Annotated in this window: 29 protein-coding genes; 10 read left to right on the forward strand and 19 right to left on the reverse strand. The window is 60.0% G+C overall.

The window, feature by feature from the left end; all coding sequences use genetic code 11:
- Nucleotides 1–2: 2 nt before the first annotated feature.
- The 3 genes from AAC850_RS05550 to tyrS form a co-directional block, all read right to left on the reverse strand.
- Nucleotides 3–1,316, reverse strand: a complete 1,314-nt coding sequence (locus AAC850_RS05550; RefSeq protein WP_340587678.1) for an MFS transporter — start codon at nt 1,314–1,316, stop codon at nt 3–5.
- Nucleotides 1,317–1,378: 62 nt separating this feature from the next.
- On the reverse strand, nt 1,379–1,717 hold the full coding sequence (locus AAC850_RS05555; protein ID WP_340587679.1) for a PilZ domain-containing protein: 339 nt from the start codon (nt 1,715–1,717) through the stop codon (nt 1,379–1,381).
- Between the two features lie 66 nt (nt 1,718–1,783).
- The gene (tyrS, locus tag AAC850_RS05560) at nt 1,784–3,019 is read right to left on the reverse strand and encodes a tyrosine--tRNA ligase (RefSeq protein WP_340587680.1); all 1,236 of its coding nucleotides are present in this window, start codon (nt 3,017–3,019) and stop codon (nt 1,784–1,786) included.
- A gap of 60 nt (nt 3,020–3,079) precedes the next feature.
- On the opposite strand from tyrS, the gene AAC850_RS05565 reads away from it, so the two are divergent.
- Together AAC850_RS05565 and AAC850_RS05570 are read left to right on the forward strand one after the other, a co-directional pair.
- A complete protein-coding gene (locus AAC850_RS05565; protein ID WP_340587681.1) occupies nt 3,080–3,625 on the forward strand; it encodes a DOMON-like domain-containing protein in 546 nt (181 codons plus the stop codon).
- Entirely contained in the window at nt 3,622–4,824 is a 1,203-nt protein-coding gene (locus AAC850_RS05570; protein ID WP_340587682.1) for an exo-beta-N-acetylmuramidase NamZ family protein, read from the forward strand. Before AAC850_RS05565 ends, AAC850_RS05570 begins: the two co-directional genes overlap by 4 nt.
- Nucleotides 4,825–4,866: 42 nt before the next feature.
- On the opposite strand, the gene AAC850_RS05575 is transcribed toward AAC850_RS05570, so the two are convergent.
- From AAC850_RS05575 to AAC850_RS05600, 6 genes are all read right to left on the reverse strand, one after another.
- Nucleotides 4,867–5,586 carry a hypothetical protein gene (locus AAC850_RS05575; RefSeq protein ID WP_340587683.1) on the reverse strand — a complete coding sequence of 240 codons (720 nt, stop codon included), beginning with the start codon at nt 5,584–5,586 and terminating at the stop codon, nt 4,867–4,869.
- A 38-nt stretch (nt 5,587–5,624) separates the two neighbouring features.
- Nucleotides 5,625–6,902, reverse strand: coding sequence for a serine hydrolase (locus tag AAC850_RS05580; protein WP_340587685.1), 1,278 nt, complete (start codon nt 6,900–6,902; stop codon nt 5,625–5,627).
- Between the two features lie 87 nt (nt 6,903–6,989).
- Nucleotides 6,990–8,066, reverse strand: a complete 1,077-nt coding sequence (locus tag AAC850_RS05585; protein ID WP_340587687.1) for a hypothetical protein — start codon at nt 8,064–8,066, stop codon at nt 6,990–6,992.
- 46 nt (nt 8,067–8,112) lie between these two features.
- Nucleotides 8,113–9,018: a DUF817 domain-containing protein gene (locus AAC850_RS05590; RefSeq protein WP_340587689.1), complete on the reverse strand. Its 906-nt coding sequence runs from the start codon at nt 9,016–9,018 to the stop codon at nt 8,113–8,115.
- Nucleotides 9,015–10,991, reverse strand: coding sequence for a DNA topoisomerase IV subunit B (gene parE, locus AAC850_RS05595; RefSeq protein WP_340587690.1), 1,977 nt, complete (start codon nt 10,989–10,991; stop codon nt 9,015–9,017). Before parE ends, AAC850_RS05590 begins: the two co-directional genes overlap by 4 nt.
- Nucleotides 10,992–11,051: 60 nt before the next feature.
- Nucleotides 11,052–12,212: a penicillin-binding protein activator gene (locus tag AAC850_RS05600; protein ID WP_340587692.1), complete on the reverse strand. Its 1,161-nt coding sequence runs from the start codon at nt 12,210–12,212 to the stop codon at nt 11,052–11,054.
- Nucleotides 12,213–12,251: 39 nt separating this feature from the next.
- On the opposite strand from AAC850_RS05600, the gene rsmI reads away from it, so the two are divergent.
- From rsmI to AAC850_RS05620, 4 genes are read left to right on the forward strand one after another with little or no spacing between them, the layout of a single operon-like run.
- Nucleotides 12,252–13,094, forward strand: a complete 843-nt coding sequence (gene rsmI, locus AAC850_RS05605; protein ID WP_340587693.1) for a 16S rRNA (cytidine(1402)-2'-O)-methyltransferase — start codon at nt 12,252–12,254, stop codon at nt 13,092–13,094.
- Nucleotides 13,091–13,441 (forward strand): YraN family protein, encoded by a 351-nt coding sequence (locus tag AAC850_RS05610; RefSeq protein ID WP_340587695.1) that lies wholly within the window; start codon nt 13,091–13,093, stop codon nt 13,439–13,441. Before rsmI ends, AAC850_RS05610 begins: the two co-directional genes overlap by 4 nt.
- A 9-nt stretch (nt 13,442–13,450) precedes the next feature.
- On the forward strand, nt 13,451–14,413 hold the full coding sequence (gene gshB / locus AAC850_RS05615; RefSeq protein WP_340587697.1) for a glutathione synthase: 963 nt from the start codon (nt 13,451–13,453) through the stop codon (nt 14,411–14,413).
- 22 nt (nt 14,414–14,435) lie between these two features.
- Complete coding sequence (locus AAC850_RS05620; RefSeq protein WP_340587699.1) at nt 14,436–15,050, forward strand: DedA family protein; 615 nt, start codon at nt 14,436–14,438, stop codon at nt 15,048–15,050.
- Here AAC850_RS05620 and AAC850_RS05625 read toward each other — a convergent pair.
- Together AAC850_RS05625 and hemW are read right to left on the reverse strand one after the other, a co-directional pair.
- The gene (locus AAC850_RS05625) at nt 15,047–15,946 is read right to left on the reverse strand and encodes a tyrosine recombinase XerC (RefSeq protein ID WP_340587701.1); all 900 of its coding nucleotides are present in this window, start codon (nt 15,944–15,946) and stop codon (nt 15,047–15,049) included. The two genes, AAC850_RS05620 and AAC850_RS05625, sit on opposite strands and share 4 nt — an antisense overlap.
- A complete protein-coding gene (gene hemW / locus AAC850_RS05630) occupies nt 15,943–17,094 on the reverse strand; it encodes a radical SAM family heme chaperone HemW (RefSeq protein WP_340587702.1) in 1,152 nt (383 codons plus the stop codon). The genes AAC850_RS05625 and hemW overlap by 4 nt, the downstream gene beginning before the upstream one ends.
- Nucleotides 17,095–17,139: 45 nt before the next feature.
- On the opposite strand from hemW, the gene AAC850_RS05635 reads away from it, so the two are divergent.
- A complete protein-coding gene (locus tag AAC850_RS05635; protein WP_340587703.1) occupies nt 17,140–17,670 on the forward strand; it encodes a CAP domain-containing protein in 531 nt (176 codons plus the stop codon).
- A gap of 3 nt (nt 17,671–17,673) precedes the next feature.
- Here AAC850_RS05635 and rdgB read toward each other — a convergent pair whose 3' ends face one another.
- Together rdgB and rph are read right to left on the reverse strand one after the other, a co-directional pair.
- Nucleotides 17,674–18,300 (reverse strand): RdgB/HAM1 family non-canonical purine NTP pyrophosphatase, encoded by a 627-nt coding sequence (gene rdgB / locus AAC850_RS05640; protein ID WP_340587704.1) that lies wholly within the window; start codon nt 18,298–18,300, stop codon nt 17,674–17,676.
- Nucleotides 18,300–19,013: a ribonuclease PH gene (gene rph / locus AAC850_RS05645; protein WP_340587705.1), complete on the reverse strand. Its 714-nt coding sequence runs from the start codon at nt 19,011–19,013 to the stop codon at nt 18,300–18,302. Before rph ends, rdgB begins: the two co-directional genes overlap by 1 nt.
- A 78-nt stretch (nt 19,014–19,091) precedes the next feature.
- Between rph and AAC850_RS05650 the strand changes: the two genes are divergently transcribed.
- Genes AAC850_RS05650 through grpE form a run of 3 tightly spaced genes read left to right on the forward strand, consistent with a single transcriptional unit; the run spans nt 19,092 to nt 21,284 of the window.
- Nucleotides 19,092–19,601, forward strand: coding sequence for a DUF6438 domain-containing protein (locus AAC850_RS05650; protein ID WP_340587706.1), 510 nt, complete (start codon nt 19,092–19,094; stop codon nt 19,599–19,601).
- A gap of 35 nt (nt 19,602–19,636) precedes the next feature.
- Nucleotides 19,637–20,689, forward strand: a complete 1,053-nt coding sequence (hrcA, locus tag AAC850_RS05655; RefSeq protein WP_340587707.1) for a heat-inducible transcriptional repressor HrcA — start codon at nt 19,637–19,639, stop codon at nt 20,687–20,689.
- 1 nt (nt 20,690) lies between these two features.
- Entirely contained in the window at nt 20,691–21,284 is a 594-nt protein-coding gene (grpE, locus tag AAC850_RS05660; RefSeq protein WP_340587708.1) for a nucleotide exchange factor GrpE, read from the forward strand.
- A 56-nt stretch (nt 21,285–21,340) separates the two neighbouring features.
- On the opposite strand, the gene AAC850_RS05665 is transcribed toward grpE, so the two are convergent.
- From AAC850_RS05665 to AAC850_RS05690, 6 genes are all read right to left on the reverse strand, one after another.
- The gene (locus AAC850_RS05665) at nt 21,341–22,507 is read right to left on the reverse strand and encodes a PrnB family protein (RefSeq protein WP_340587709.1); all 1,167 of its coding nucleotides are present in this window, start codon (nt 22,505–22,507) and stop codon (nt 21,341–21,343) included.
- Between the two features lie 113 nt (nt 22,508–22,620).
- Nucleotides 22,621–23,514, reverse strand: a complete 894-nt coding sequence (locus AAC850_RS05670; protein ID WP_340587710.1) for a hypothetical protein — start codon at nt 23,512–23,514, stop codon at nt 22,621–22,623.
- A gap of 60 nt (nt 23,515–23,574) precedes the next feature.
- Nucleotides 23,575–24,153 carry a hypothetical protein gene (locus AAC850_RS05675; protein ID WP_340587711.1) on the reverse strand — a complete coding sequence of 193 codons (579 nt, stop codon included), beginning with the start codon at nt 24,151–24,153 and terminating at the stop codon, nt 23,575–23,577.
- Nucleotides 24,150–24,647: a GNAT family N-acetyltransferase gene (locus AAC850_RS05680; RefSeq protein ID WP_340587712.1), complete on the reverse strand. Its 498-nt coding sequence runs from the start codon at nt 24,645–24,647 to the stop codon at nt 24,150–24,152. Before AAC850_RS05680 ends, AAC850_RS05675 begins: the two co-directional genes overlap by 4 nt.
- Nucleotides 24,644–25,066 carry a vgr related protein gene (locus AAC850_RS05685; RefSeq protein ID WP_340587713.1) on the reverse strand — a complete coding sequence of 141 codons (423 nt, stop codon included), beginning with the start codon at nt 25,064–25,066 and terminating at the stop codon, nt 24,644–24,646. Before AAC850_RS05685 ends, AAC850_RS05680 begins: the two co-directional genes overlap by 4 nt.
- A gap of 77 nt (nt 25,067–25,143) precedes the next feature.
- Nucleotides 25,144–25,656, reverse strand: coding sequence for a copper chaperone PCu(A)C (locus tag AAC850_RS05690; protein ID WP_340587714.1), 513 nt, complete (start codon nt 25,654–25,656; stop codon nt 25,144–25,146).
- Between the last annotated feature and the right edge of the window lie 58 nt (nt 25,657–25,714).

Consider the following 25,714-nt stretch of genomic DNA (forward strand, 5'->3'; position numbering starts at 1 on the left):
GCTCAGGCCCCCTCTTTGGCAGGATCGGTGTTCGGAACGTTCATTTTCTCTTCTAGCAACTCTTCAGGTGGATCGAAGGTCCTTGTTGTCCGCAAGACGGGGAACAGACCCGTCCATGCGACGACTGTCACGATCGCACCTGCACCCCCGGCAACAACTGCTGCCACCGGTCCGATGAGAAACGCGAGGCTGCCGGAGAAGAAGTCGCCGAATTCATTGCTCGCGCTGATCGTCATGAGCGAGACTGCAGACACCCGGCCGCGCTTGTCATCGGGTGTGTGCAGCTGGATCAGCGACTGGCGGATATAGACGCTGAACATGTCCGCCGCGCCTACGATAAACAGCATGGCGAGCGAAAGCGGCATGGATTTCGACAGGCCGAATACGATTGTCGCTGCACCGAAGATAGCTACCGCCGCGAGCATCTTGGGCCCGACGTTGTTCCTCAGCGGGCTGAACGAGAACCACAGGGCGGTCAGGGCGGCACCGATGGCCGGAGCCATCGCCAGCTGGCTTAGTCCGCTCGCGCCGACTTGCAGGATATCCCGGGCGTAGACCGGAAACAGCGCGGTCGCCCCGGCAAGGAACACCGCGAACAAATCGAGAGTGATCGCACCGAGGACCATCTTGTTCTGCATCACATAGACGAGGCCTTCGCGGATTTGCCGCAGGGGCTTGTCGGTGCTGCGCGGCGATCCACGCGGCACGTGCCCGATGAAGGTCAGCGCAATGGCTGAAACGGCGAACAGCGCGGCTGCGACAGCATAGGGCAGGGCCGGGATAATCTCGTACATGATCCCGCCCACCGCCGGGCCGACAATCATCCCGACTTGCCACGCGATGGATGATAGCGCGATCGCATTGGGCAGGACGGCTTTTGGCACGAGGTTGGGGGCGAGGGCGGAGAATGCCGGACCTGCGAAAGCCCGCGCAATGCCCAATACAATCGCAACGCTGTACAGAACGGGCAGGCCGATCGCGTCCGACCATGTGAATAGCGCCAGCGTCGCTGCGCAGAGCAATTGCAGCAGCACCATGAGGCGGCCGAGGTTGCGCCTGTCGAAGCGGTCCGCCGCCAAGCCGGTAAACGGCGTGAGCAGGAACAAAGGGACAAATTGCAGCAGGCCGATCAGCGCGAGCTGGCCCGAAGCCTCGCCTACGCTCATCCCGGCATCGCGCGCCAGATTGTAGGTCTGCCAACCGATAATCAGCAGCATCGCATATTGTGCCAGCGTCAGCGTAAGCCGCGCAGTCCAATAGGCGCGGAAATTGGCAATGCGGAACGGGTGGGTCGGCTGGTCGGCGAGCGTAGTCACTCCCGCGCCATGACAGCGCGAGGCGATATTGCCAAGCTAACTAAACTTGAACGGGTAAAAGACTAGCCGCGACGACGCAGCGCCGGATTGGGCTGCATTTCGGAGATCATGGCTTCGAAATCGTCGAGCCGCAGGATGCGCTCGAACTGGAAACCGGCACGATCTTCCGTGACCCAGATGCAATAGGCTTCGATACGGCCAACCGAGGGCAAGCGGATAATCAGGCGATCTCCACGTCCGACATTGCTGGCATCATCGATCATGAATCCATGTGCGGAAATGTTCGCGACATGCAGTTCTACATCACCGTGCAACAAGTGCTCCGCGATGACCTTATAATCCACCGGATGTCGCGACGCTCGCCGCATATCAGTGACAGACAATTGTGCGCCCGCTGCCATATGCCGAATGCTCCCTTTGATCGGTTGATCCGGGATATGGAGCAAAATGGTGGATATTTTGTAAAATCAACCTTTTCGCAAGGCAGCGTGCCGTTTCTTGCCAAGGCTCAGGCGCAATTCAGCACCTTCGGCAGGTGCTTCGATCAAATAACCCGGATCGGCAATTGCAGCGTCATCCAGCTTGACCGCGCCTTCAGCAATCTTGCGCTTGGCTTCCCCGTTGGAGGCGGTGAAGCCCAGTGCTGTCAGCGCCGCGCCAATGCGCATACCCTCTGCCGGGATATCGAGCGTGGGCAGGTCTTCGCCCATACCGCCGCCGGCAAAGGTCTGTTCTGCCGTCGCACGAGCCGATGAAGCTGCATCATCTCCGCGTACCAGTTTTGTGACTTCATTTGCCAGCACGACCTTGGCCTGATTGATCTCGCTACCCTCGAGCGCTTCGAGGCGGGCGATTTCCTCGAGCGGAAGGTCGGTAAACAGCTTGAGGAAACGGCCCACATCGCGGTCATCGGTGTTGCGCCAGAACTGCCAGAAATCATAAGCCGGTAGCTGTTCTTCATTGAGCCACACTGCGCCCGCCGCAGTCTTGCCCATCTTGGCGCCATCAGCGGTGGTGAGCAGCGGGGTCGTAAGACCGAAAAGTTCGGTTCCGTCCATCCGGCGACCGAGTTCCATCCCGTTGACGATATTGCCCCACTGATCGCTTCCGCCCATCTGCAGGCGCACGTCCATCTCTTTCGCGAGATAGCGGAAATCATATCCCTGCAGGATCATGTAGTTGAATTCGAGAAAGGTCATCGGCTGCTCTCGATCAAGCCGGAGTCTTACCGAATCGAAGGTCAGCATCCGATTGACGGTGAAATGAGTGCCAACTTCCTGCAACAATTCGATGTAGCCAAGTTTGCCGAGCCAATCATTGTTATTCACCATCACGGCATCGGTCGGGCCGTCACCGAAGGTCAACAGCTTTTCGAACACGGTTCGAATGCCCGCGATATTTTCGGCAATAGTCTGGTCAGTCAGCATCTTGCGACTCTCGTCGCGGCCGGTCGGGTCGCCAATGCGCGTTGTGCCGCCGCCCATCAGGACAATCGGCTTGTGCCCGGCTTGCTGCAAACGTCGCAGCATCATGATCTGGACAAGCGACCCGACATGCAGGGATGGGGCGGTTGCGTCGAATCCGATGTACCCCGGCACGACTTGCCGCGCTGCGAGGGCATCTAGTCCCGCAGCGTCAGTCATCTGATGGACATAGCCGCGCTCATTGAGCAGTTGCAGCAAATCTGATTCGTATGTCGTCATGTCGGGGGATTTGGCGCCTAATTGTTCAAACCCGGGGGCGCGTAGCACGGGGAACTTCGCTTGCAAACGCATGAACTGGTCGCACATGCCTCGCAACCACCACTATCAATCCGCCGCGTAGAGGCGAAAATCCTGTCGATGACGGACGCGTGGATGCGCGTGCGCTGGCGCGTGGACGGATCCGAAAAGCTTGTCGTCCCGCCATTTGCCGGCCGCGGGCGCAAGGACGAGTTGTGGCAGACAACCTGCTTCGAACTTTTCATCATGCCCAAGGATGGTTCGAAGTCGTACAGCGAATTCAACATGTCGCCATCCGAACGCTGGGCTGCCTATGATTTCGACGACTACCGCGAAGGTATGCGGCCGCGTGAATTTGCCCGCGAGCCGGAGTGCACCATCCGCACCGGACGCTCGATCTCGATCTTCGATGCCGCCTTGCCGCGTCTTCAGTTGCCGGGTCCGCCATGTGCCATCGGCCTGGCTGCCGTGCTTGAGGAAGAGGGCGGAGTGAAGAGCTATTGGGCCCTGGCGCATAACAAGGAAGAGCCGGATTTCCACGATCCCACTTGCTTCACAGCCGGACTTGCGCGAACCCGCGCTGCATGAAATTTGGAATCGACCGGCTCCTTGCCGAACCCGAGCTGAGAAAACCTCTTGAGGGCAAGCGCGTTGCGCTCGTCGCTCATCCTGCATCGGTTACCGCCGACCTGACGCACAGCCTTGATGGGCTGATCGCTGCGGGTATCAATGTGACCAGCGCTTTTGGCCCGCAGCACGGGCTGAAGGGCGACAAGCAGGACAATATGGTCGAAACGGCGGACGAGATCGATCCGTTTTACAAGATCCCGATATTCAGCCTGTATGGCGAAGTCCGCCGACCCACAGGCGAGATGATGTCGAGCGCGGATGTCTTCCTGTTTGACCTGCAAGACCTTGGCTGCCGCATCTATACCTTTGTTACCACCTTGCTCTACCTGCTTGAAGAAGCAGCAAAACACGGGAAGACTGTCTGGGTGCTGGATCGGCCGAATCCGGCAGGACGCCCGGTCGAAGGGACTTTGCTGGTAGCGGGTTTCGAGAGTTTTGTCGGCGCTGCTGCCATGCCGATGCGCCACGGGCTGACGCTGGGCGAAATGGGGCAATGGTTCGTGCGCCACTTCGATCTGGACGTCGATTACCGCGTCATCACGATGCACCATTGGTTGCCGGAAGGGCCGGGTGAAGGTTGGCCGGACAACCGCATCTGGATCAATCCGAGTCCCAATGCTGCCAGCCTCAACATGGCGCGAGCCTATGCTGGAACTGTCATGCTTGAAGGTGCGACGTTGAGCGAAGGGCGAGGTACCACGCGCCCGCTCGAGGTGCTGTTCGGGGCTCCCGATGTGGATGCCAAGGCCGTGCTTGCTGAAATGCAGCGCATTGCGCCCGAATGGCTAAAGGGCTGCGCGCTTCGCGAATGCTGGTTCGAGCCGACATTCCACAAGCACGTTGGCCAACTCTGCAACGGGCTGATGATCCATGCCGAGGGCCCGTTCTACGCGCATCAGGCCTTTCGCCCGTGGCGCCTGCAGGCTCTCGCATTCAAGGCAATCCGCAGCCTTAACCCTAATTACTCGCTGTGGCGCGGCACCGACTTCAAATACGAGTACACGAACGACGTGCTGGCTATCGACGTGATCAACGGCGGGCCATCCTTGCGCGAATGGGTCGATGACAGTGACGCCGCGCCGCGCGATCTCGAAGAACTTGCCGCTCCCGACGAAGCGCGCTGGCGTGAGGAAGTGGCAGAGCTGCTGCTTTATTGAGCCGGCTTGGCAATCGCTACTCCACGCAGGGCCTGTGTCTCGTTATTCTGAAGCAGCTGGCGGTTGGGCTGTCCTGAATGCTACCCGCACGAACACCTCGCGTTCGTCGACTGGCGGCGCCGCTAGTATAGTCGGGCTATTCTGCTGTGCCGGGTCTGCCTCTTGCTTGGGATCACTCGAAGTGGCCGTGGGCACAGCTACCGGGGAGATCGTCGGACGCGGCGCAGCGGCGTATGGCTCGAACCGCGCGCGTTCGCGCAGCGCGCGGCATACGCCGACAGCAGCAGGGCGCAGGAAGCGTTGCGGCTCGACCTCGCTGCTGCTGCCAATGGTGCAACGGGTCACCGATCCTTCGGGAACGACCGTCAGGTAGGCGGCGATAACGCCGTTGACGGGTTCACCGCCAAACAACTCACGCGGAAAATCCTCTTGCCGCAGCCACTCACCCATTCCGATCGCTCGAATCCCGCTGTCGGGCGCTAGCGATGTAGCGATATTCACTTCTGTCGGATCGGTGGGCGGGAGGTCAGGCTCTACCGGAGTTAGCACTGGCGCGCTTGGCTCATCGGTCGGCGCAGGAGCTTGCGAGCCATCGACCGCCGTTACCTCGCCCTGCGACAGGCCGGCAAATTCGCCCAGCATTTTCCCGCCGAATGCCGCAAGAGCAATGGCGGCGACCAGGCCGAGCGCGATCCAGACAAATTTGCCGGTTCTGCGAGCGGATTCCTGGTCGTCTTCGTCAAACTGTTCTGGCTCTGCCATATTCTCTCCGGATGGCGGTTTTCCGCGCGGCCTGCAACCTATCGTGCAAGCGCAATTGCACGCATGGCGAGCAGGTTGAACTGTTGTTGATCGACGCTTGCGTCAGGATTGTTCCAGCCCAATGTCACAACCGACCAATCGCCTTGTGCGTCCTGCAACAGGTAGCTGAAGTTAAGCACACCCGGCTCCGATCCGCCCTTGAAACCTACGTATGCCCAGTTCGCAAGCTCGGCATCGGCCATCGCCGTATTGATCCCCATGACGCCAAGAGCAGTCTCGTCGCCGCGAAGCCGATCGAATATGGCGGCAACATCACGAGCAGACGCAAACCATTCGAGGTCGATGGCGTTAGGCCCGCCAGTAAAGGCAGCCATGATCGCTTCTTGCGTCCGGTCGATGTCGGCGAGGCTTTCCAGCATGGCGAGGCGCCCAGGCGTGTCGGATGTTCGATAGGCGTCGGTTTCGCCGTCCGTCCCGGATTTCAGCACGAACAGTTCGCGCGTCATCATGAAAGGGCTGAGCAATGCAGGATCGGAGTGGCCCGATGCGGCAACTTCGGCTTCCACGGCATCGCGCCCGAGCACGGAGATCAACTGATCGGTAGCGGTATTGTCGCTGATGGAGATCATCAGTGTCGCCAGCGTGTGCAGGGTAACCGGCGCGCCTTCGGGCCAGTCCTGCAAGATCCCGCTCGGGAAGCTCGTCTGCGAAAGCGGGACAACCTCACCCCAGCTATGCTCACCCGCTGCAATCGACTGGGCGAGGGCGGAAAGGACATAGAGCTTGAAGGTAGAACCGAGTGCCATCGGAACATCGGCATTATGCGCCGCGACAGGCTCGCCTGTGCCAAGCGGCATGATCAGCAGGTTTGCTTCGCCGGGTAATGCGGCGATATCTTCAAGCAGCGCCTCGACATTGTCATTGAGCGGCTCGACACCGGTAAGCAGGAAGCCGTTCACGTAATGCGGCGCTGCTTCTTCAAGGTTCAGATTGCCGCTCGCCAGACCGCGTTCGAACCTGATCTGTAATTCGGCAGCGGTGGCGGATCGTTCGATCACACTCTCGACACCCACAAGCGGGCCGAACTGCGCCTGCAATTGCGCACTGATCGCATCGAACTGGGCCTGTTCCACCTGATCGCGGAATGCCTGTGCAAAGACAGCATCATAGGCCATCTCTCCGCGCATTACCGCGAGAATATCCTGCGCGCGCTGTTCGACGAGCGATTGCTGTGCAGCGGCGTCCTGCGGCTCTTGTGCGAATGTTGCATTAGGTGTGAGCAAGAGGGCGGGCAGGGCAAGCAAAGCGGCGCGCATTGGGTAATCCTCCGGTCAACGACCGCACGACCATGCAGGGGGATCAACCGTCAGGTCAATGCCGGTATCGACCAACTACCCGTTTGGTTACACGGACTTCTTCCGGACGGACCAGACGAAACCGTCATACCAGAAATGCAGCAGCGAGCAGGCAAGGAAAGGCACCAGCCACAAGCGGGAATCCAGCCTCGTTGCCATGTCATAGCCAAGCGCGACGACCGCGGTGAACAGCACGAACAACGCAAAAGCACCGCGTGAGCCAAGCCGCGACAATGTCGCCATGCGCTTGCCTTCCTGCATCCACACGATGACGTAATATTGCAGCGCATGGTGGATGTTTATCGTGGCAAAAGCAATCAGCGGGGGAAGGTAGCCCCAGGCGAGGAATGTCACCGCGCCAGTGCTCACGACAAGGCCGATCTTGTGCGCGGGCGGGTTATAACCTTCCGCCATCGCCTTGCCGTAATTCACCACGGCCCATGCAATCCCTACACCCCAGATAGCCAGCGCGACTTGGCGGAGCTGGCCGTGACCTGCTTCCAGATAACCAGGAGCCGTGGCGAGGAATGTGAGCGGTGTTTCGGCAAAGCCGCTCAACTGCTCGGCATGGAGGAGGAAGGAAGCCCCGACGAAAATTGGCCCGACATATAGCAACCAATTCAGGTAGAGGTCTGTCCGGCGCAGCCAGCTCGGCCCGTTACCCGCCTTGAATTCGTAAATCCGCGCAATGCCGAAGGTCTGCATCGCGCTGTGATGCACGTCCCAGAAAAACGCCACGATTCCTGCGATAATGAAAACGGTCGGCGAAATGATAAGTGCAGCTATCAGCACGACCGGCACAACCGTCAGGCGGAAGCGATTGGCGTTGAACACGTCGGGATTGAAATAGGCGCGCGGCACCACGGCGACGAGGTGGCCGTAAGTGATCATGGTTGCAAAGAAGAAGACGTAGACAGAGAGTTCGGTTGCACTAGCACCGAAGGCCAGCTCGGTCCCCTTCAGCCAGACGGCAATGGATGCGATCACCGCCAGCGGCGCACCCCACAAGAGCAGCGCATCCACCATTGGTGAAACGAGCGCCCGCGACGGGTCTTTCAACTGCGCAAGGAAAGTGCTGCGGCGTTCCGCATTCCCACAATCATCCGAAATAGGCCGCGTTGCCATGCGACTTTCTCCCAACTGGACAAGGCTGGGGGATAGGAAAGTTTGGTTAAGAAAACTTTGAAGATTTTTCGGCGTCTCGAGCGCGCGGACCGGCAACGGCTGCCACCAGCACGAAGGAGATGTACATCAAGAGCACCCATGATCCGAGCTTGGCGAGCGAAACCATCTGCCAGCCATTTTCCTGATCGGGATAGGTCCACGCGTTTGCAAACGTAGCGATGTTCTCGGCAAACCAGATGAAGACAGCGACCAGCAACCAGCCGAGCAACAGCGGCATCCAGCGAGGCTGCTGCCAGACGGTGAAGTATACACGCGTGCGCCAGAACAGCAGGGCAATCCCGGCAAACAGCGCATAGCGAATGTCCGGCAGGTAATGATGCGCGAAAAAGTTGATGTAGACCCCGATGGCCAACAGCCACGTGAGCCAGGGTGTCGGGTACGGTTCGAAGCGAAAATCGAAGATGCGCCAGACACGGGCGATATAACTGCCGACAGATGCATACATGAAGCCCGAGAACAGCGGCACACCCCCAATGCGCAGGAACGCGTCTTCGGGGTAGACCCACGAGCCGACTGCGGTCTTGAAGATTTCCATGATCGTGCCGACCACGTGAAATGCGAGGATTACTTTCGCCTCATCCCAGGTCTCGAGCCGAAAAGCCAGCATGGCGATCTGGATTCCGAGCGCTGCCACTGTGAGAAAGTCATACCGCTCCAGCGCTGCGTCATCGGGATAAAACAGGTGCGTCGCCAGCAGGAGAGCGAGCAGCAAGGCTCCGAAAAGGCAGGCCCACGCCTGCTTGAATCCGAACAGGACAAATTCGTAGAGCCAGCTTGCTGGGCCGGCTGGCGGCGTAAATCCTTCGAGCCGCGACCGGATGATTGCGAAACGTGTATGCGAGCGTCGACCGGTATGGATTTGCCGGTCGTCCTGCTCACCCGGTTCGATCACGCGTCGATCATCTCGCGATCGATTTCGCCCGCGCGGTTCTGGATGAAGTTGAATCGGTGCTCAGGATTACGGCCCATCAACTGATCGACCAGTTCCTTCACCGCGAAGCGTTGCTCATTGTGTTCGGGAAGGGTGATACGCACCAAGTTGCGCGTGGCCGGGTCCATCGTGGTTTCGCGCAATTGCTGCGGGTTCATCTCGCCGAGACCCTTGAACCGGCTGACCTCGACCTTCTTGCCCTTGAATGGACCCGCCTCGATTTCCGCGCGGTGTGCATCATCGCGGGCGTAGAGGCTCTCCTTGCCTGCGGTCAGGCGATAGAGTGGTGGTTGCGCCAGGTAGAGGTGCCCGTTGCGGACGAGATCGGGCATTTCCTGGAAAAAGAATGTCATCAGCAATGTCGCGATATGCGCGCCGTCGACATCGGCATCGGTCATGATGACGACACGGTCGTAGCGCAGGTTTTCGGCATCGCAATCCTTGCGCGTCCCGCAACCCAGCGCGAGGCTGAGATCGGCGATTTCGCTGTTGGCGCGGATCTTCTCGGTCGTGGCGCTGGCTACGTTGAGGATTTTGCCGCGGATCGGCAAGATCGCCTGCGTCTTGCGATTGCGCGCCTGCTTGGCGCTGCCGCCAGCGGAATCGCCCTCGACAATGAACAATTCGGTTTCGGCATCGGTCTCGCCGCTGCAATCGGTCAGCTTGCCAGGCAGGCGCAGCTTCTTCGCATTGGTCGCAGTCTTGCGCTTGATCTCGCGTTCCTGCTTGCGCTTGAGCCGTTCATCCATGCGCTCCATGACGGAGCCGAGCAGCGCCTTGCCACGCTCCATATTGTCAGCGAGGAAGTGGTCGAAATGATCGCGCACCGCGTTCTCGACAAGGCGTGCCGCTTCCGGACTGGTGAGGCGATCCTTGGTCTGGCTCTGGAATTGCGGATCACGGATGAACACGCTGAGCATGATCTCCGCGCCGGTCATCACATCGTCCGCGGTAAGATCCTTGGCCTTCTTCGTGCCGGTCAGTTCGCCAAAGGCGCGCAGGCCCTTGGTCAAGGCGGCGCGCAGGCCAGCTTCGTGCGTTCCGCCATCGGGCGTCGGCACGGTGTTACAATACCAACTCGTCGATCCATCGGACCATAAAGGCCAGGCGACCGCCCACTCGACCCGGCCATTGTCCTCGGGGAAGTCCTGACTGCCGGTGAAGAAGTCTGCCGTCACGCATTCACGCGCGCCGACCTGCTCCTTCAAATGATCTGCCAGGCCGCCGGGGAACTGGAACACGGCCTCTTCGGGCACATCTTCGGATGCGAGCGACGGCGCGCATTTCCAGCGGATCTCGACTCCGGCAAACAGATAGGCCTTTGATCGTGCGAGCTTGAACAGCCGGGCAGGCTTGAACATGCGATCGCCAAAAATCTCGCTGTCGGGAACGAATGTGACCGTGGTGCCGCGCCGGTTGGGCGTATCGCCAACTTTTGCAATCGGTCCCTTGGCGAGGCCCTTGGCAAATTCCTGTGCGTATACTTCCTTGTTGCGCGCCACTTCCACCCGCGTGTCGCGGGAAAGTGCGTTGACGACCGAGACGCCGACCCCGTGCAGGCCGCCGCTGGTGGCGTAAGCCTTGCCAGAGAACTTGCCGCCAGAGTGGAGAGTGGTGAGGATCACCTCGAGCGTGGATTTGCCGGGAAACTTGGGATGCTCGTCAATCGGGATGCCGCGCCCATTGTCCGAAATCGTCAGCCGGTTGCCTTCGTCCAGGTGCATTTCGATGCGGTTGGCATGGCCCGCCACCGCTTCGTCCATGGCATTGTCGAGCACTTCGGCTGCGAGATGGTGCAGTGCGCGATCATCGGTGCCCCCGATATACATGCCCGGGCGGCGGCGCACAGGCTCCAGCCCTTCGAGCACCTCGATGGAGGAGGAATCGTAATCGCCGCCCGCAGACGGTAGTTTTTCAAACAGATCGTCGCTCATGCAGGAAGCTATAGGCCCGTGGAATCGCAGACTACAAGCGAACTCGCGGGGTTATCCGACCTAGAAGCCGCCGGGTGCCGGGTCGACCACGCTAAAAGCGCCATTGCCCACCTGCCGCACTTCAAACGCGCGTTCGCCGAGACCATTGCTGTGGAAGCGGATCGGCCCATCCAGGCCGAGGAAGCCACCATCATCGGTTAGCAAGCCTTCGGGAAGCTCACGCCCGGGCCGCCAGTCGCGCGTGAGGCGCAAGGTAAGCAGGACCGCGTCATAGCCGAGTGTGGCAATGCGGAAGGGCTGGCTGCCGAAACGCGAGGTGTAGCTGTCAGCAAACTGGCGATAGCGGTCATCCGATACGGCTGAAAACCATGCGCCGCGCATAACTGCGTTGCGCGTAAGCGCGTCTTCGCGGCTCCACAGTTCTGTCCCGATGATCGACGGCAGGGTATCGCCTGCGCTCTTCAGTCGCGGGGCTGCCATCGCGGAAAGGCGGGCGTTATCTGCAATAAGCACGGTATCGTAACCGCCGGTTTGCCTGAGGCGATCTGCGGCACTCAGGATCGAGGTATTCCCGCGATCATAACGTTCGACAGTGACAACCCTGCCACCATGCTGCGCCACGGCGCGATCAAGCGCCGTAAGTGCGCGGTTGCCGTAGTCACCACGCGGTGCAAGCGCAGCGAAATTGCGCGCACCCTGCGAAATCGCAAATTCAACGGTCCTCTCGACGGACTGTTCAGGAATATGGCCCATCACGAAGACATCGTTGCGAGCTACGGTTGTATCGTTCGAGAATGCGAGCAGCGGAACATCGGCCGGTCGCGCTACCGACAGCACGTCACCGACATTGTCGCCCATCAGCGGGCCAAGGATCAGACGGTTACCGTCGTTGACTGCCCGGCTTGCAGCAGCACGAGCGCCGCCAGCGGTGTCATAAGTGGTGATGCGCAGGTTTTCCGCGCCGGTATCGAGCAAGGCCATCGTCGTCGCATTGGCAATCGACTGTCCGACTTCGGAATTTGCGCCCGACAGCGGCACCAGCAGGGCCACGCGGTGACGTTCATTGTCGGTCGGGAGGACATCGGCGCTCGGGCCTGCAACCGGCGCGTCTGCAACCGGAGGTGCGCGATCTGCCATCCCGCTATCGGGAATGACTGCGCAGCCCGCCAGCGCTATACTGCCAAGACCCGCCACCAAGAGGCGCTTCAAATTACCGAACATGCTTGCCGTCTCCGCTATGTTTCGTCCAAGGAGGCGCGCGTGACCCATGACGGCGACCCTCTCTCTCCCGGCCTCTATATAGTTGCCACGCCGATTGGCAATCTTGGCGACATCACCGTGCGGGCAAGCGAGGTGCTGGCACGGTGTGACGGAATTGCCTGTGAAGACACGCGGGTCACCCAGAAGCTGATCCGCCATCTGGGCATTTCCAAGCCGCTCTGGCGGTATGACGACCACTCGGCCCCGAACGACCGTGCGCGCCTTGTCGAATCGATGCGGGACAAGGCCGTGGCATTGGTCAGCGATGCGGGAATGCCGCTGGTCTCCGATCCGGGATACAGGCTGGTAAATGACGCAAAAGCTGCGGGAATCCCCATCACTGCGCTCCCCGGTGCGAACGCCCCGCTGACGGCGCTGGCCTTGTCGGGCCTGCCCAATGACCGATTCTTGTTTGCCGGTTTCCTGCCGAACAAGGACAAGGCCAGGCGCGACATGCTGGGTGAACTGGACAATATCGAGGCAACACTGATCTTCTTCGATACCGCGCCGCGGCTCACCAAGAGTCTTGCGGCAATTGATGAAATCCTGCCCGGACGCGAAGTTGCCGTCGCCCGCGAATTGACAAAGATTTACGAAGAATGCCGCACCGGCAGCGCGCAGGAACTGATCGAACATTACACGGCGCACCCTCCAAGGGGTGAGATCGTCCTGCTCGTCGGTCCGCCGCCCGAAGTGGCAGCCAATGCCGATGATGCCGACGCAATGCTGCGTGATCTGCTGGCTACCGAAAAGGCATCGAAGGCTGTTGCACAGGTCGCAAAGGCCACAGGGCTCGATCGCAAGATGCTTTATGCCCGCGCAATGGAACTGAAAGGCGAATGAAGCGGCAGGCAGCAGAGGCACGCGGGCGCACAGCGGAGAACGAAGCTGCAGCTTGGCTCGAAGAACAGGGCTGGGAGATTGTCGCCCGGCGGGTCAAAGTGAAAGCGGGTGAGATCGACCTTATCGGCAAACGTGATGGGCTGATTGCCTTCATCGAAGTCAAATGGCGCGCCAGGCCGGTGGATCTCGATTTCGCAATCGACGAATACCGCCTTCGCAGGGTTGCCGCCGCCGCCGAAGCGGTAGCGCACGAATATGCGGAGAATGGCGAGGATCTGCGCGTCGACGTAATCCTGCTTGCACCCGGCACCCCGCCTCGCCACATCGAAAACGCCTGGATGCCATAAGGAATTCACATGAGTCTTCGCGTCGCCGTCCAGATGGACCCTCTCGAATCCATCAACATTGCTGGTGATTCCAGCTTCGCCCTGATGCTCGCTGCGCAGGAACGCGGGCATAGCGTCTGGCACTATGACGTCACCTCGCTCAGCTGGCAGGACGGCAAGGTATGCGCATGGGCGAAACCCGTCACCGTGCAGCGCGTAAAAGGCAATCATTTCGATGCCGGGGCATTGGCACGGATCGATCTGGCGCAGGATATCGACGTGGTTCTGATGCGGCAGGACCCGCCGTTCCACCTCGGCTACATCAGTTCGGCGCTGCTTCTGGACCGATTGAAGGGCAAGACGCTGGTAAGCAATGACCCGCGCGAAGTCGTGAACGCGCCGGAGAAGATGTACGTCCTCGATTATGCGCATTTCATGCCGCCCACGCTGATCACGCGGGTGCTGGACGATGTGCGCGAGTTCCAGAAAGAGCACGGCGCGGTCGTGGTAAAGCCACTGCATGGCAATGGCGGCAAGGCGATTTTCCGGATCGATGCAGACGGCACCAACATCTCGGCGCTGTTCGAGGTTTTCAACCAGACCTGGCCAGAGCCGCATATGGTCCAGCCCTTCCTTTCCAGCGTGTCCAAGGGCGACAAGCGCATCGTGTTGGTCGATGGCGAAGTTGCAGGCGCGATCAACCGCAAGCCGGGCGAAGGCGAGTTCCGCTCCAACCTCGCGCAAGGCGGCAGCGCAGAGGCAACGCAGCTGACACCTCGCGAGCAGGAAATTTGCGACGCGATGGGGCCTGATCTCAAACGGCGCGGGCTGACATTCGTTGGTATCGACGTGATCGGGGGCGAATGGCTCACCGAAATCAATGTCACTTCACCGACCGGCATTGTCGCCATCGACAAGTTCAACGGCACCGATACGCCGGGTCTGATCTGGGACGCGCTGGAGCGTCGCCACGCTGAAATGGGGATAGACTAGCCTTCCCGCGCATTGGCTAAGCATGGACAAGCTAATCGTCGATCTGATCGAGCAGGGTGGATACCTTGGTATCTTCTTCCTGATGGTGCTCGAAAACGTCATCCCGCCAGTACCAAGCGAGGTCATCATGGGCGTTGGCGGGTTGCTTGTGCAACGCGGGTCAATGGAATTCTGGCCGCTGCTGCTGATCGGCACGTTTGGTACTACGGTCGGCAATTACGCCTGGTACTGGGTCGGCGATGCCTGGGGTTACCGGCGCCTTGCACCGTTTGTCGACAAGTGGGGCCGTTGGCTTACGGTCGATTGGGAGCATATTGCCAAGGCGCAGGTGTTCTTTTCGCAACGCGGGCATTGGGTAGTGTTCTTCCTGCGGTTCAGCCCTTTCCTGCGCACGATCATCTCGCTCCCGGCCGGGTTGGCGCATATGCCGAAATGGAAATTCCTCGGCTTCACATTTGCCGGATCGCTGATCTGGAATGCGCTCCTGATCAAGGGCGGCGAATGGCTGGGGCACTACCTCGAAGATTCGCAGCACATTATCGGCTGGATCATCGTCGGCTTGGTGGCGCTCACGGTAGCTGGCTACCTTTGGCGCGTTTTCACTTTCGTGCCTCGCGCCGAGCGTGAAGCCGACTAGCCATCCTCGCGGGGATGCGCCGAGCGATAGGCTTCGAGCATCTTCGCCGCATCAACCTGCGTGTAGATCTGTGTGGAGCCAAGGCTGGCGTGGCCAAGCAATTCCTGCAGGCTGCGCAGGTCTGCGCCTGAGCCAAGGAGGTGAGTCGCGAAGCTATGCCGCAGAGCGTGGGGCGTAGCGGTGTCAGGCAATCCAAGCGCACGACGCGCCCGCGCCATCGCTTTTTGCACCATGCCCTGGCTCAGCGGGCCACCTTTCACGCCGCGAAACAGCAGATCGTCGCCCGAGAGAGGCCAGGGGCAGGCGGCGGCATAGCTGGCAACAGCATCGCGGACCACGGGGAGCAGTGGAACCACCCGCTGCTTGCTACCCTTGCCGGTTACCACGAGCGTCTCACCCAATGGCAGGTCGCTTGCCTTGAGCGACAAAGCCTCGGCAATGCGAAGACCCGCGCCATACATCAGCAGTAGCACCGATGCGTCGCGCGAGCCGGTCCAGTCCTCGCTCGCATTCTCGGTGACGCTGGCGACCATATTGGCGGCCTCGTCAGGCGTGATGGGGCGGGGCAATCCCTTCTTTATGCGAGGACCACGAATGCGCGGCGCAGACCCCGGCTCGGCGCCGGTTTGCTCCAGGGCGTAGCCAACGAAAGCCTTGAGGGCGGAGAGTTCTCGCGCCGCGGAAACATTGCCGATGCCCTCTGCCCGTCGTTCGGCAAGATGGGCGCGCAAATCACGCGTGGAAAGGCCCGCGACCTGGTCCCAGCTTTCAAGCTGACGGTATTGCAGCAAGCGACCTGCGGTTGCGACATAGGCGCGCACTGTATGTGGCGACCGGCGACGGGCGATGGCGAGATAATCGTGCCATTGTTCGAGCAGGTCAGCCGATGCACTCATGCCGATACCAGCTCATCCGCGACAAGCTTGGCGAGCAGGGCATCGAGTAGCGGCATCCCCGCCTCGGTCACACCTACGCGGGAGCCGTCCCGCCAGACCAGATCAAGGTCGGCATGGCGCTCGATCTGGATTGGATCGAGCAGGGCATCCTCCGCTACGCCGAAGCGGGCGCAGAGCCTTGCAAGGTCGATACCTTCGCGCAGTCGCAATCCCATCAGGAGCGCCTCGGAAGCCTGTTCGCTGGTGCCGAGCGCGCGCTCTTCCTGCAGACCGTTGCCTTTGCGATCGACCGCAGCCAGCCAGTTCTCCGGCTTTTTGTGCCGCGTTGTCGCAAAGCCGCCTCGCCGCCCATGCGCGCCCGGACCCACGCCTGCGTAATCCTCATATCGCCAATAGGTGAGGTTGTGGCGGCTTTCCTCGCCGGGACGGGCGTGATTGCTGATTTCATATGCAGGCAGGCCGGCACCAGCAGTCAGCTCGCGAGTCAAGGTGAACAGGTCTGCGGCCTCATCGTTGTCCAGCGGCAGGAATTCCTCGCGTCGAACCATGGATTCAAACCGCGTCCCCGGCTCGATGGTCAATTGGTAAAGCGAGAGGTGTCCAGTGCCCAATCCGAGTGCGCGGCGCAGCTGGTCTTCCCAGGCCGCGGCTGATTGACCGGGTAGGGCATAGATCAGGTCGAAACTGACCCGGTTGAAGGCCGCTTGCGCCGTCTCAAGCGCTTTCAGGCCCTCTTCAACTCCGTGGAGCCTTCCGAGGAATTTCAACGCCTTGTCGTCCAGCGATTGCAGCCCAAGCGAGACGCGATTGACCCCGGCAGCAGCGAGATCGGCGAATTTGGAAGCCTCGACCGAAGACGGATTGGCCTCCAGCGTGATTTCGACTTGCGGCGAAAAACCCCACAGTTTTTCAGCCTCTTGCAAAAGGGAGCTAACAAGCGCTGGAGGCATCAACGAAGGCGTACCTCCACCGAAGAACACGGAATCCAGCGCCTCACCACCGGCAAGCTCCGCCTCGTGCCGTAGATCCGCAAGCATGGCATTTTGCCACAGGTCCACATCCACGCTCTTCCGAACATGCGAATTGAAGTCGCAATAGGGGCATTTCGCGAGGCAGAAGGGCCAATGGATATAAAGCGCGCGGGCCATGCGGGGTTTCAGGCTCCGTTAACGGGTTCGAGTCAAGATGCGCGGATGGATAAGGGACGGGTTATCGCAGCCGCTTGCGCGGCTATCGCCACACTTTGCGTTTCAGCTGCACCGCTATCAGCGGGCGAGCAGCGCGCCAATCCTTTCGCGCAGGAATTGCTCGTCGAGCATAACGAAGCGCGTGACGATGTCGGCGTGCCGCGCCTCGAATGGAGTCAGCGCCTCGCGCAGCAAGCACAGACCTGGGCCGAGCAATTGGCGAGGGAAGGCGGTATGCGCCATTCCTCGCGAGAGCAGCGCGGCGGAGCTGGCGAAAACCTTTGGATGGGCGCCGCAGGCTATTACGGTGCGGATGTCATGGTCGGAGCGTTCGTCGATGAACGCCGGCACTTCCGCCGCGGCACTTTCCCCAACGTTTCGACTACAGGACAATGGCGCGATGTCGGCCACTACACGCAGATCATCTGGCGTGACACGCGCGAAGTCGGCTGTGCCGTGGCCAGGGGACGCGAGAATGACTTCCTCGTCTGCCATTACTGGCCCGCCGGCAATACTTACGATCGGCCCGTATACTAGGTTCTAGGCCTCGAACTGATCAGCTACCAGCTTGGCAAATGCGTCGGCGCGGTGGCTGACAGCGTGTTTCTCTTCGGGTGGAATTTCGGCAAATGTCAGATTGCGACCCTGCGGCACAAAGACAGGGTCGTATCCGAAACCCATCTCACCACGCGGAGGCCAGGTCAGCGTGCCGTCGACGCGGCCCTCGTAAACGACATGCTCGCCATCGGGCCAAGCGAGGGCAAGGACACACGAGAACCAGGCATCGCGGGGCGTATCCGGTCCCTTGGCCTGCAGCAGTCCCTCGACCTTGCCCATCGCCATGTACCAGTCGCGCCCCGGCTCACCTTCGAACCACTGACGTTCCGCCCAGTCTGCAGTGTAAATACCCGGCTTCTCATCCAGAGCGGCGACAGACAGGCCGCTATCATCAGCCAAAGCGGGAAGGCCCGAAGCTTCTGCCGCCGCTCGCGCCTTGATTAGCGCATTGGCGACAAAAGATTTGCCGGTTTCCGGCGGTTCCGGCAGGCCCAAAGAGCCTGCCGAAATGCAGTCGAGACCATGTGGCGCCAGCAGGGCAGAGATTTCCTTCAGCTTGCCCGCGTTGTGCGTAGCAATCACCAGTTTTCCGCTGCCCAGTTTGCGCATTACGCCGATGCCTCTTCCTGCGCCTTGAAAATATCTGCACAGCCCATTTGCGCAAGGCGAAGCAGGCGCAACAAGCCTTCTTCATCGTAAGTCGCGCCTTCGGCGGTGGCCTGTACTTCTGCGATCTGACCGCCTTCGATCAGAACGAAATTGGCATCCGCATCGGCACCGCTATCCTCCGGATAATCCAGGTCGAGAACCGGGGTGCCCTTGTAGATACCGCAGGAAATGGCGGCGATCTTGGCGGTGATAGGGTCTTCCTTGATCGCGCCACTCGCCATCAGCGAATTTACAGCGAGACGCAGCGCAACCCATGCGCCGGAAATTGACGCTGTACGGGTGCCGCCATCGGCCTGGATAACATCGCAATCGAGCGTAATCTGGCGTTCACCCAGTTTTTCCAGATCGACTACAGCGCGCAATGAACGCCCGATAACGCGCTGAATTTCCTGTGTGCGACCGCTCTGCTTGCCGCGTGCTGCCTCGCGGCTTCCGCGGGTATGGGTTGCGCGTGGGAGCATGGAATATTCGCCAGTAACCCAGCCCGAACCCTTGCCGCGAAGCCACGGCGGGATGCGTTCTTCGACGCTGGCCGTGCACAATACGCGGGTATCGCCGAAACTGATGAGGCACGATCCCTCGGCGTGCTTGGTGAAGCCGGTTTCGATAGTGATAGCACGCATTTCGTCAGGCGCGCGGCCGGAAGGTCGCATATATGTAAACTCCTTTGGATTTGCGCAGCGGCATAAGCTAATCCCGCACACGATCAAGCCATATGGCGGAGAACGACGATGAAGCTGATTCCAACCGCTGGCATTATGGCCCTCAGCCTGGGCGCATGTGTCCAGACCGGCGAAGTTACAGAACCTACCGTCGAACGCATCAGCTTTGCTGTCGAGCCTTGCTTTGGCTTCTGCCCGGACTTTAATCTGACACTCGATGCATCGGGCGAAGGCGTGTTCGAAGGCGAGAACTTCGTTGCCAAACGCGGAACACGCAACTTCTCCGCCAGTGCCGCGGAATTCACCGCTTTCAGGGAGAGGCTTGCGCCATTCCGGCCCGTACAGAGCGTCTCTTACGGATATGACAATTGCGATGGCGCAGTTGCAACGGACATGCCGAGCGTACGCGTGACCTGGCACGACAGCGACGGAACGAGTACACGGCTGGATTGGTATATGGGCTGCTTCCAGCCCGGATTGCATGATCGCAGCGACGAGATCTATCGCGCCTGGGAAGAATTGCCGATTTCGGAACTGGTGGGCGCCGACGAAGACAGGGCATCTTTCCGCCCGTCGTGATTGCATCGCAGCGAACCGCCCACCATAGTATCCGCATGGCATCGCCCCCCATCACTGAATTGACCGACCGCGCGCGCGACATCTTTCGCCTTGTGGTGGAAGATTATCTTGCGAGCGGTCAACCAGTGGGCTCCAAGGCGCTGGCGCAGCACGGGGCGGTCAATCTTTCGCCCGCGTCGATCCGCTCTGTGCTCAGTGAACTCGAACAGCTTGGCCTGCTGGCCGCGCCGCATACGAGCGCGGGACGGATGCCGACCGAAAGCGGACTGCGCATGTTCGTCGACGGGATCATGCAGGTAGCCGAACCGACGCAACACGAACGCGCCGCTATCGAAAAGCAGCTTTCCGCACCCGGGCCGATCGAGGCGGCTTTGGAGAAAACCAGCTCCATTCTCTCGGACATCTCCGGCGCGGCGGGCATGGTCATGGTCCCCAAGCGGGAGCCGACGCTGGCGCAAATGCGACTGGTCCCGCTCGACAACACCCGCGCACTTGCCGTGCTGGTTGGCGAAGATGGCCATGTCGAGAACCGCGTGCTTGAACTTGGTGAAGGCATAACTTCCAGCGCGATGCAGGAGGCGGGCAATTACATCACCGCGCAGCTTGCCGGTCGTACGCTGGCAGAAGCGGCAAATGCGATGCGCGGCGAGATCAAATCGGGCAAGAGCGCGCTCGATGAAATCTCTGCTCGGCTGGTCGAGGCAGGTATTGCGGTTTGGAGCGAGGATTCCTCGCAGCGTCCGGTGCTGATCGTGCGCGGTCAGGCCAAGCTGCTCGACGATACGGCGCTCGAAGATATAGAACGTGTGCGTTCGTTGCTCGATGATCTTGAGAACAAGCAATCGGTAGCCCAATTGCTCGAACGCGCGCGGGAAGCCGATTCGGCGCGTATTTTCATCGGTGCGGAGAACAGGCTTTTCGCGCTTTCAGGTTCATCGGTGATCGCATCGCCCTACCGCGACCGGGAAGGGAAGGTCGTCGGAGTGGTGGGCGTGATTGGCCCGACGCGGTTGAATTACGCGCGGGTCGTGCCCATGGTTGACTTCACGGCCCGATCTCTGGGCAAAAGAATTGGTAAGACAGGCTAAAATGACTGATAAAAACAAGGATCGCGACGACGCGGTCGATACGGAAGTCGCGAAAGAACTGGAAGGTGTGCCAGAGGAATTCCTCGCCGATGATGATGGCGAAGGCGAGGGTGACGATGATTCCGGTGACGAATTGGCAGAGCTGCGCGCGGAGCTTGAACAGGCCCGCCAGGAAGTTCTCTATGCCAAGGCCGACACTCAGAATGTGCGCCGCCGGATGGAAAAGGACATCACCGATGCACGCAACTATGCCGCGACCGGTTTTGCCCGCGATATTCTCAGCGTAGCCGACAATCTTGCTCGAGCTATCGATGCCGTTCCGGAAGATTTGCGCGAGGATTCGAAGTTCAAGGGGCTGGTTGCGGGCATCCAGGCGACCCAGCGCGAATTGGAGAAGGCCTTTGCCCAGCACGGCATCTGCCGCATTGCAGCCATGGGCATGGCGCTCGACCCTAACCAGCATCAGGCGATGATGGAAATTCCCACCGACGATGCCGAACCGGGCACGATCGTGCAGGAAATGCAGGCCGGCTACATGATCAAGGACCGCTTGTTGCGTCCGGCAATGGTCGGAGTGGCGAAGAAGCCGGAATAGCCTTTAACAAACCGATGATGAAAGGGGCCGCTCGATGAAGCGGCCCCTTTTGTTTGTCAGTCGACCAATTGCGCCGCGTTTTCGTCACGGTGCTTTTTCAGATAGCGCATGAAGGGCGTGCCGCCCGTGCCGACATCGGGATCATTACCTGCGATGCTGCCTGCCTGCTTGTTGATGTAGCTCGCCGCATATTCGAGATGCCGCGTACGGAAGCGCGCCGACTGGTTGAGGCACGCGTTGAACGCGTCCTTCAGGCTCTGCTTGCCCGAGGCTGACACGAAATCGCGCAGCGTGGATTGCGCGGCCAGATCCTCGATAAAGCGTCGGTGTTCGATCGGTCGATACTGGTGCAGTTCGTCAAGGAAGCTCTTCAGCGGATCGTCGCTATGGCCAACCTGGAACAGGGCATCCATTGCGGGGACAATCGAGGATTGCGATCCGGTCTGTCCGCGCAAGGCCTGCGGCTTGCCACCCAGTTTTTCGACGCCCTCATAGATCAGTCCGCCATCTTTCAGTGCCGGATTGTTCGCCCAGCCGTGGATGTAGGGACGCACCCGGTGGAAGTAGATATAGGGATCGCAACGCTCGGGCATCCGCGCAAATACGTCATAGATACGCTCCCACGCTGCATCCATTTCGACCAGCAGCCGTTCGGCCTCATCTTCGTCGCCATCCTTGGCCACAGTCACCAGCCTCGCTGCATTGTCGAGCAGCACGCCTGCTTCAGCTTCGATGGCAACATGGATCAGCACGAACCAGTTCTCGTCATCACCGCCGAGGAAGTTCTGGTACATGTAGATATTGTCCAGCTCTATAGGGCCGGACTTGTCGAGCCGCGCCCAATTGTCGAGCACATAAGCCGAATAAGGCAGCAGCGGTGCCTGGCCGAGCCTGTCGGCAATCGCGACCATTGGCCGCGCAAGATTTGCCGGAAGGTGGGTAGGAGGTTCTGCTTCCCCCCAGGCATAGGCTTGCACGAGGAAAGAATAGTGGACCATCGCGGTGCGGACTTCTTCCTCCGCGGCTTCTCGCGCCCATTCGTCGAGGCCCGGATCGTCCAATTGACCCAGCCAGTGCCGGATCCGGCCAGTCGACATCAGGCCTGAAAGGTTGCCGGCCGCTTCCAGAACGCTGGAGAATAGCGAGGGCAGGGTGATCTCGTCGATTTCGTAATGCGAAAGGTAGCCGCGCTCGCGCGACATTGCGTAGTTCTTGAGCTCCATTTGAGTGACCATATGGCCGGGCGCGGGTTGGGCCGCCCGGACCGGAAAAAGGTATCAGATGAAACCGGGCCGCTCAATCCTTTTGGGCGCCCCAGTCAACACCCTCCATAAGGTCACTGGCTGTAGAGCTCGGAAATATTTAGCTCCGTCGAGTGACTGGCGGCTTCGCCATAGGTGCCGACCCATATTTCGTACCTTCCCGAAAGCGGTGTCTGGAAACGGACCATAGGGTTCATGTCCTGACCGCTATCATCATCGCAATACCACTCACCGTTGGGAGCGTTGATCACGAGTGTCGTGTCCGCCATCGAAGTGGCCGAGATGAAGAGGGGCAGCGACCCGGCATCGAAATGCAGCCGCACGTCGGGCGAACTTGCGATATATCCTGCGCAAGCGGGGCTGAGCGACGATGCATCATTTCCGCCGCCTGAGGACATCCGCACGATGTACGGGTCCGGCGTAAATCCGCTGGCGAGAGAGATAGTCTCGTAAATCGGGTCCGCATTCAAGTCGGGACCGGACGAAGGTGGCAGGTTCGAAACCGCCGTTGCCCCGCCGATTTCCGAAATGCTCAACCGCGCCGGATGCGTAGTGCTGTCGCCATAGGTGCCGACCCAGATTTCATAGCGTCCCGCCTGGGGAGAGCCGAAAGTCACCATCGGGTCCAGATTGCCCCCGGCGTCATCGTCGCAATACCAGCGTCCGTCGGGAGCGTTGATAACGAGCGTGGTGTCTTCGTCTGAACTTGCGGAAATAATGAGTGGTAGCGACCCAGGCTGGAAGTTCAGCCGCACATCCGGAGACGTCGCGATAAAGCCTGCGCAATTGGGGCTGAGCTTGGAAGCATCGTTTGTTCCGCCGGACGACATGTTAACGACATACGGGTCTGGCGTAAAACCACCTGACAAGGTGACCGTCTCATAAATCGGGTCGGCGTTCACATCCTGTGCCTGGACAGGCGTAGCGAACCACAGAGTGAGCGCTGTTGCGGCAAGCAATTTTTTCATCGTGATATTCCCCCTTGAGTCCGCGCGATACTACGCGAAACCAGCAAGCCGGAAAAGAACTCAAATGAAGTATAACACCAGATATCTTACGCTCAGCGCGACCAACAACACCGCCTGGACGCGCCGATTACGAAAGATCATAGCTGCTGCCATCAAGGCAACGAACAGCGCCGTCAGTCCAACCCCTACCGGAGTGAGAATGGCGTCTCGGATTTGCGGTATCGAGAGTAGGTATGCCCATTGCACCCCGACCAGCGCAATCAGTATGCCGAAGATCGTCCTGGAAACTCTAAAATAGTGCGTATCGAGCTGGTGGAAACGGTCAGGATCGCCCGGGAAAACCAGCCGTGCAGCGAGGTAGTAAGCGCTGGCAAAACCCATGACGCCCAGCAATGTCAGCGGCGTAACGCTCAACAGCGGGCGCATCGTCCATGCAAACATCCAGAATGACATCAGATCCAGCATGACGAACACCGCCATGAGCGGAGTCAGCCAGCCGATCCGGAACGATTCATCACGTCCTTCCGCATCCCGCGCAAACTCCAGTTCGAGTGCGCGGCCAAGCCCGCTCAGGAGTTCGACAAGCGAAAGCCCGAGCAGAAGCGCGTAGAGAACAAAGATGAATTCGAATTCGGTCATTCGGTGTTCCCGATCAGCTTGACCATCTGGAGATTGCAGCGCGCATAAGGTGTGGGCCAGACTTCATCCGGCGCCAGCCTGCGAAATGACTTGCGTTCATACAGGCGAGTCGCGGCCTGCAAACGGTCGTTCGTTTCGAGCCAGATCGCGTCAAAACCACGTTCGCTGGCCCGATCGCAAAGCCAATCGAGCACCGCGCCACCTACGCCCTTGCCTTGCGCTGCCGGATCAGTCGCGAATTTGACCAGTTCGATCCAAGTCCTGCCGTCATCGGGTTCATGATGCGGCGGGATCAGGGCTCCGCAACCAATGACTGATTGGCCATCCTCTGCAATTGCAATCAGGCCGCCCTTCGCGATGATGGAGGTTTCCGGGTTTGCCAGTTGCGCATCGTCGCTTTCCTCAAAGTCGAACTCGGCTTCAATCCACCGCCTGTTGAGAGCGGAGAATGCCGCGCTGTCCGCCTTGCTGAAATGCCGGATGTGAAAGGTCATTTCGTTGCTCCAGGGAAATTGACCAGTGCATCGTAAGCGCTTTTGTCGGCAACGCCCGGCAGTTTCGCGCCGTTGCGAAGCAGGAAGGCATGCTCGACGATGCGCGCCTGCTGCTCGATCCCGTACTGCTCCAGCTTCCAGCCGGGTTTGAGCGCATAATCGTAACGTGCCCACGGCATCCGGTTGAGAACCAGATACCATTCGCCGCGAGTTTGCGTTTGCCAGACATGCGTCATTTCGTGAATAAAGAGCGCTTGCCGGTGATGCGGCTCTTTGGCGAAATCTTCGCAATAGGCACTGCCGCCGGGGTGAAAATGAATATGGCCTCGTGGAGCCATAGTCACCCGTCTGGGCTGGAAAAATGCCCACTTCCGGCGCCTGATCCTGACCTTCGTATAGTCGATGGCCTTGCCGAACATGGTCCGAGCCAGATCAATTTCACCCGCGCTCAGCGGGCGCTCTCCGCCAATCGGGCAGGAAAGCGCCGCACTGTCGCTCAAGCTTCGTCAGCCGATTCTCGGGGATCTTCTCCGGCTGGATGCGCTGTGACGGGGAAGCTGCACTTGTCACCACCAACGAATGTCAGGGTGGCTTCTGTCTCGCCGCCCGGTTCGGTACCTTCGCCCATGTCAAATGCCATGACGTGCTTGCCGCCCGGTTCGAATTCGAGCGTTTCGCCAGCCAGGAGCGGCTGCGTAAACAGTTCCTGCATGTCCATTTCACCGCTCCATTCAGCGGTTTCATGCAGCATTGCACTTCCAGCACCAAGCACGCTGGCAGTGCGGATCGTCACCTGGCTTTCCGTGTCATTGGTGATGGTGAAATATACGGCCGCGGGATTGCCCGAAACGGCAGGAAGGGCCAGCCAGCCATCGGTAACGCTGATCCCCGGAGGGCAATCACCCGCTGCCGCTTCAACCGGTGCTTCGGCCTCTTCGGTACCGCATGATGCCAGCACAATCGCCAGCCCGGCGCTCGACAGAGCACCCAAAACACGTATCGACTTCATAATGATCCCCTCTTGGACAATGGAGTTTTTCTAGGCGCTGGGGTCCCTTGTGCCAAGC

It is taken from the genome of Erythrobacter alti (genome assembly GCF_037996805.1).
GTDB lineage: Bacteria > Pseudomonadota > Alphaproteobacteria > Sphingomonadales > Sphingomonadaceae > Alteraurantiacibacter > Alteraurantiacibacter alti.

Coding starts and splice junctions, on each gene's coding strand:
- AAC850_RS05555 (WP_340587679.1), bottom strand. CDS start 1,717: ATGGCAGCGGGCGCACAATTGTCTGTCACTGATATGCGGCGAGCGTCG.
- tyrS (WP_340587680.1), bottom strand. CDS start 3,019: ATGACGACATACGAATCAGATTTGCTGCAACTGCTCAATGAGCGCGGC.
- AAC850_RS05570 (WP_340587682.1), top strand. CDS start 3,622: ATGAAATTTGGAATCGACCGGCTCCTTGCCGAACCCGAGCTGAGAAAA.
- AAC850_RS05575 (WP_340587683.1), bottom strand. CDS start 5,586: ATGGCAGAGCCAGAACAGTTTGACGAAGACGACCAGGAATCCGCTCGC.
- AAC850_RS05580 (WP_340587685.1), bottom strand. CDS start 6,902: ATGCGCGCCGCTTTGCTTGCCCTGCCCGCCCTCTTGCTCACACCTAAT.
- AAC850_RS05585 (WP_340587687.1), bottom strand. CDS start 8,066: ATGGCAACGCGGCCTATTTCGGATGATTGTGGGAATGCGGAACGCCGC.
- parE (WP_340587690.1), bottom strand. CDS start 10,991: ATGAGCGACGATCTGTTTGAAAAACTACCGTCTGCGGGCGGCGATTAC.
- AAC850_RS05600 (WP_340587692.1), bottom strand. CDS start 12,212: ATGTTCGGTAATTTGAAGCGCCTCTTGGTGGCGGGTCTTGGCAGTATA.
- AAC850_RS05610 (WP_340587695.1), top strand. CDS start 13,091: ATGAAGCGGCAGGCAGCAGAGGCACGCGGGCGCACAGCGGAGAACGAA.
- gshB (WP_340587697.1), top strand. CDS start 13,451: ATGAGTCTTCGCGTCGCCGTCCAGATGGACCCTCTCGAATCCATCAAC.
- AAC850_RS05620 (WP_340587699.1), top strand. CDS start 14,436: ATGGACAAGCTAATCGTCGATCTGATCGAGCAGGGTGGATACCTTGGT.
- AAC850_RS05625 (WP_340587701.1), bottom strand. CDS start 15,946: ATGAGTGCATCGGCTGACCTGCTCGAACAATGGCACGATTATCTCGCC.
- hemW (WP_340587702.1), bottom strand. CDS start 17,094: ATGGCCCGCGCGCTTTATATCCATTGGCCCTTCTGCCTCGCGAAATGC.
- AAC850_RS05635 (WP_340587703.1), top strand. CDS start 17,140: ATGGATAAGGGACGGGTTATCGCAGCCGCTTGCGCGGCTATCGCCACA.
- rdgB (WP_340587704.1), bottom strand. CDS start 18,300: ATGCGCAAACTGGGCAGCGGAAAACTGGTGATTGCTACGCACAACGCG.
- rph (WP_340587705.1), bottom strand. CDS start 19,013: ATGCGACCTTCCGGCCGCGCGCCTGACGAAATGCGTGCTATCACTATC.
- AAC850_RS05650 (WP_340587706.1), top strand. CDS start 19,092: ATGAAGCTGATTCCAACCGCTGGCATTATGGCCCTCAGCCTGGGCGCA.
- hrcA (WP_340587707.1), top strand. CDS start 19,637: ATGGCATCGCCCCCCATCACTGAATTGACCGACCGCGCGCGCGACATC.
- grpE (WP_340587708.1), top strand. CDS start 20,691: ATGACTGATAAAAACAAGGATCGCGACGACGCGGTCGATACGGAAGTC.
- AAC850_RS05665 (WP_340587709.1), bottom strand. CDS start 22,507: ATGGAGCTCAAGAACTACGCAATGTCGCGCGAGCGCGGCTACCTTTCG.
- AAC850_RS05670 (WP_340587710.1), bottom strand. CDS start 23,514: ATGAAAAAATTGCTTGCCGCAACAGCGCTCACTCTGTGGTTCGCTACG.
- AAC850_RS05675 (WP_340587711.1), bottom strand. CDS start 24,153: ATGACCGAATTCGAATTCATCTTTGTTCTCTACGCGCTTCTGCTCGGG.
- AAC850_RS05680 (WP_340587712.1), bottom strand. CDS start 24,647: ATGACCTTTCACATCCGGCATTTCAGCAAGGCGGACAGCGCGGCATTC.
- AAC850_RS05685 (WP_340587713.1), bottom strand. CDS start 25,066: ATGTTCGGCAAGGCCATCGACTATACGAAGGTCAGGATCAGGCGCCGG.
- AAC850_RS05690 (WP_340587714.1), bottom strand. CDS start 25,656: ATGAAGTCGATACGTGTTTTGGGTGCTCTGTCGAGCGCCGGGCTGGCG.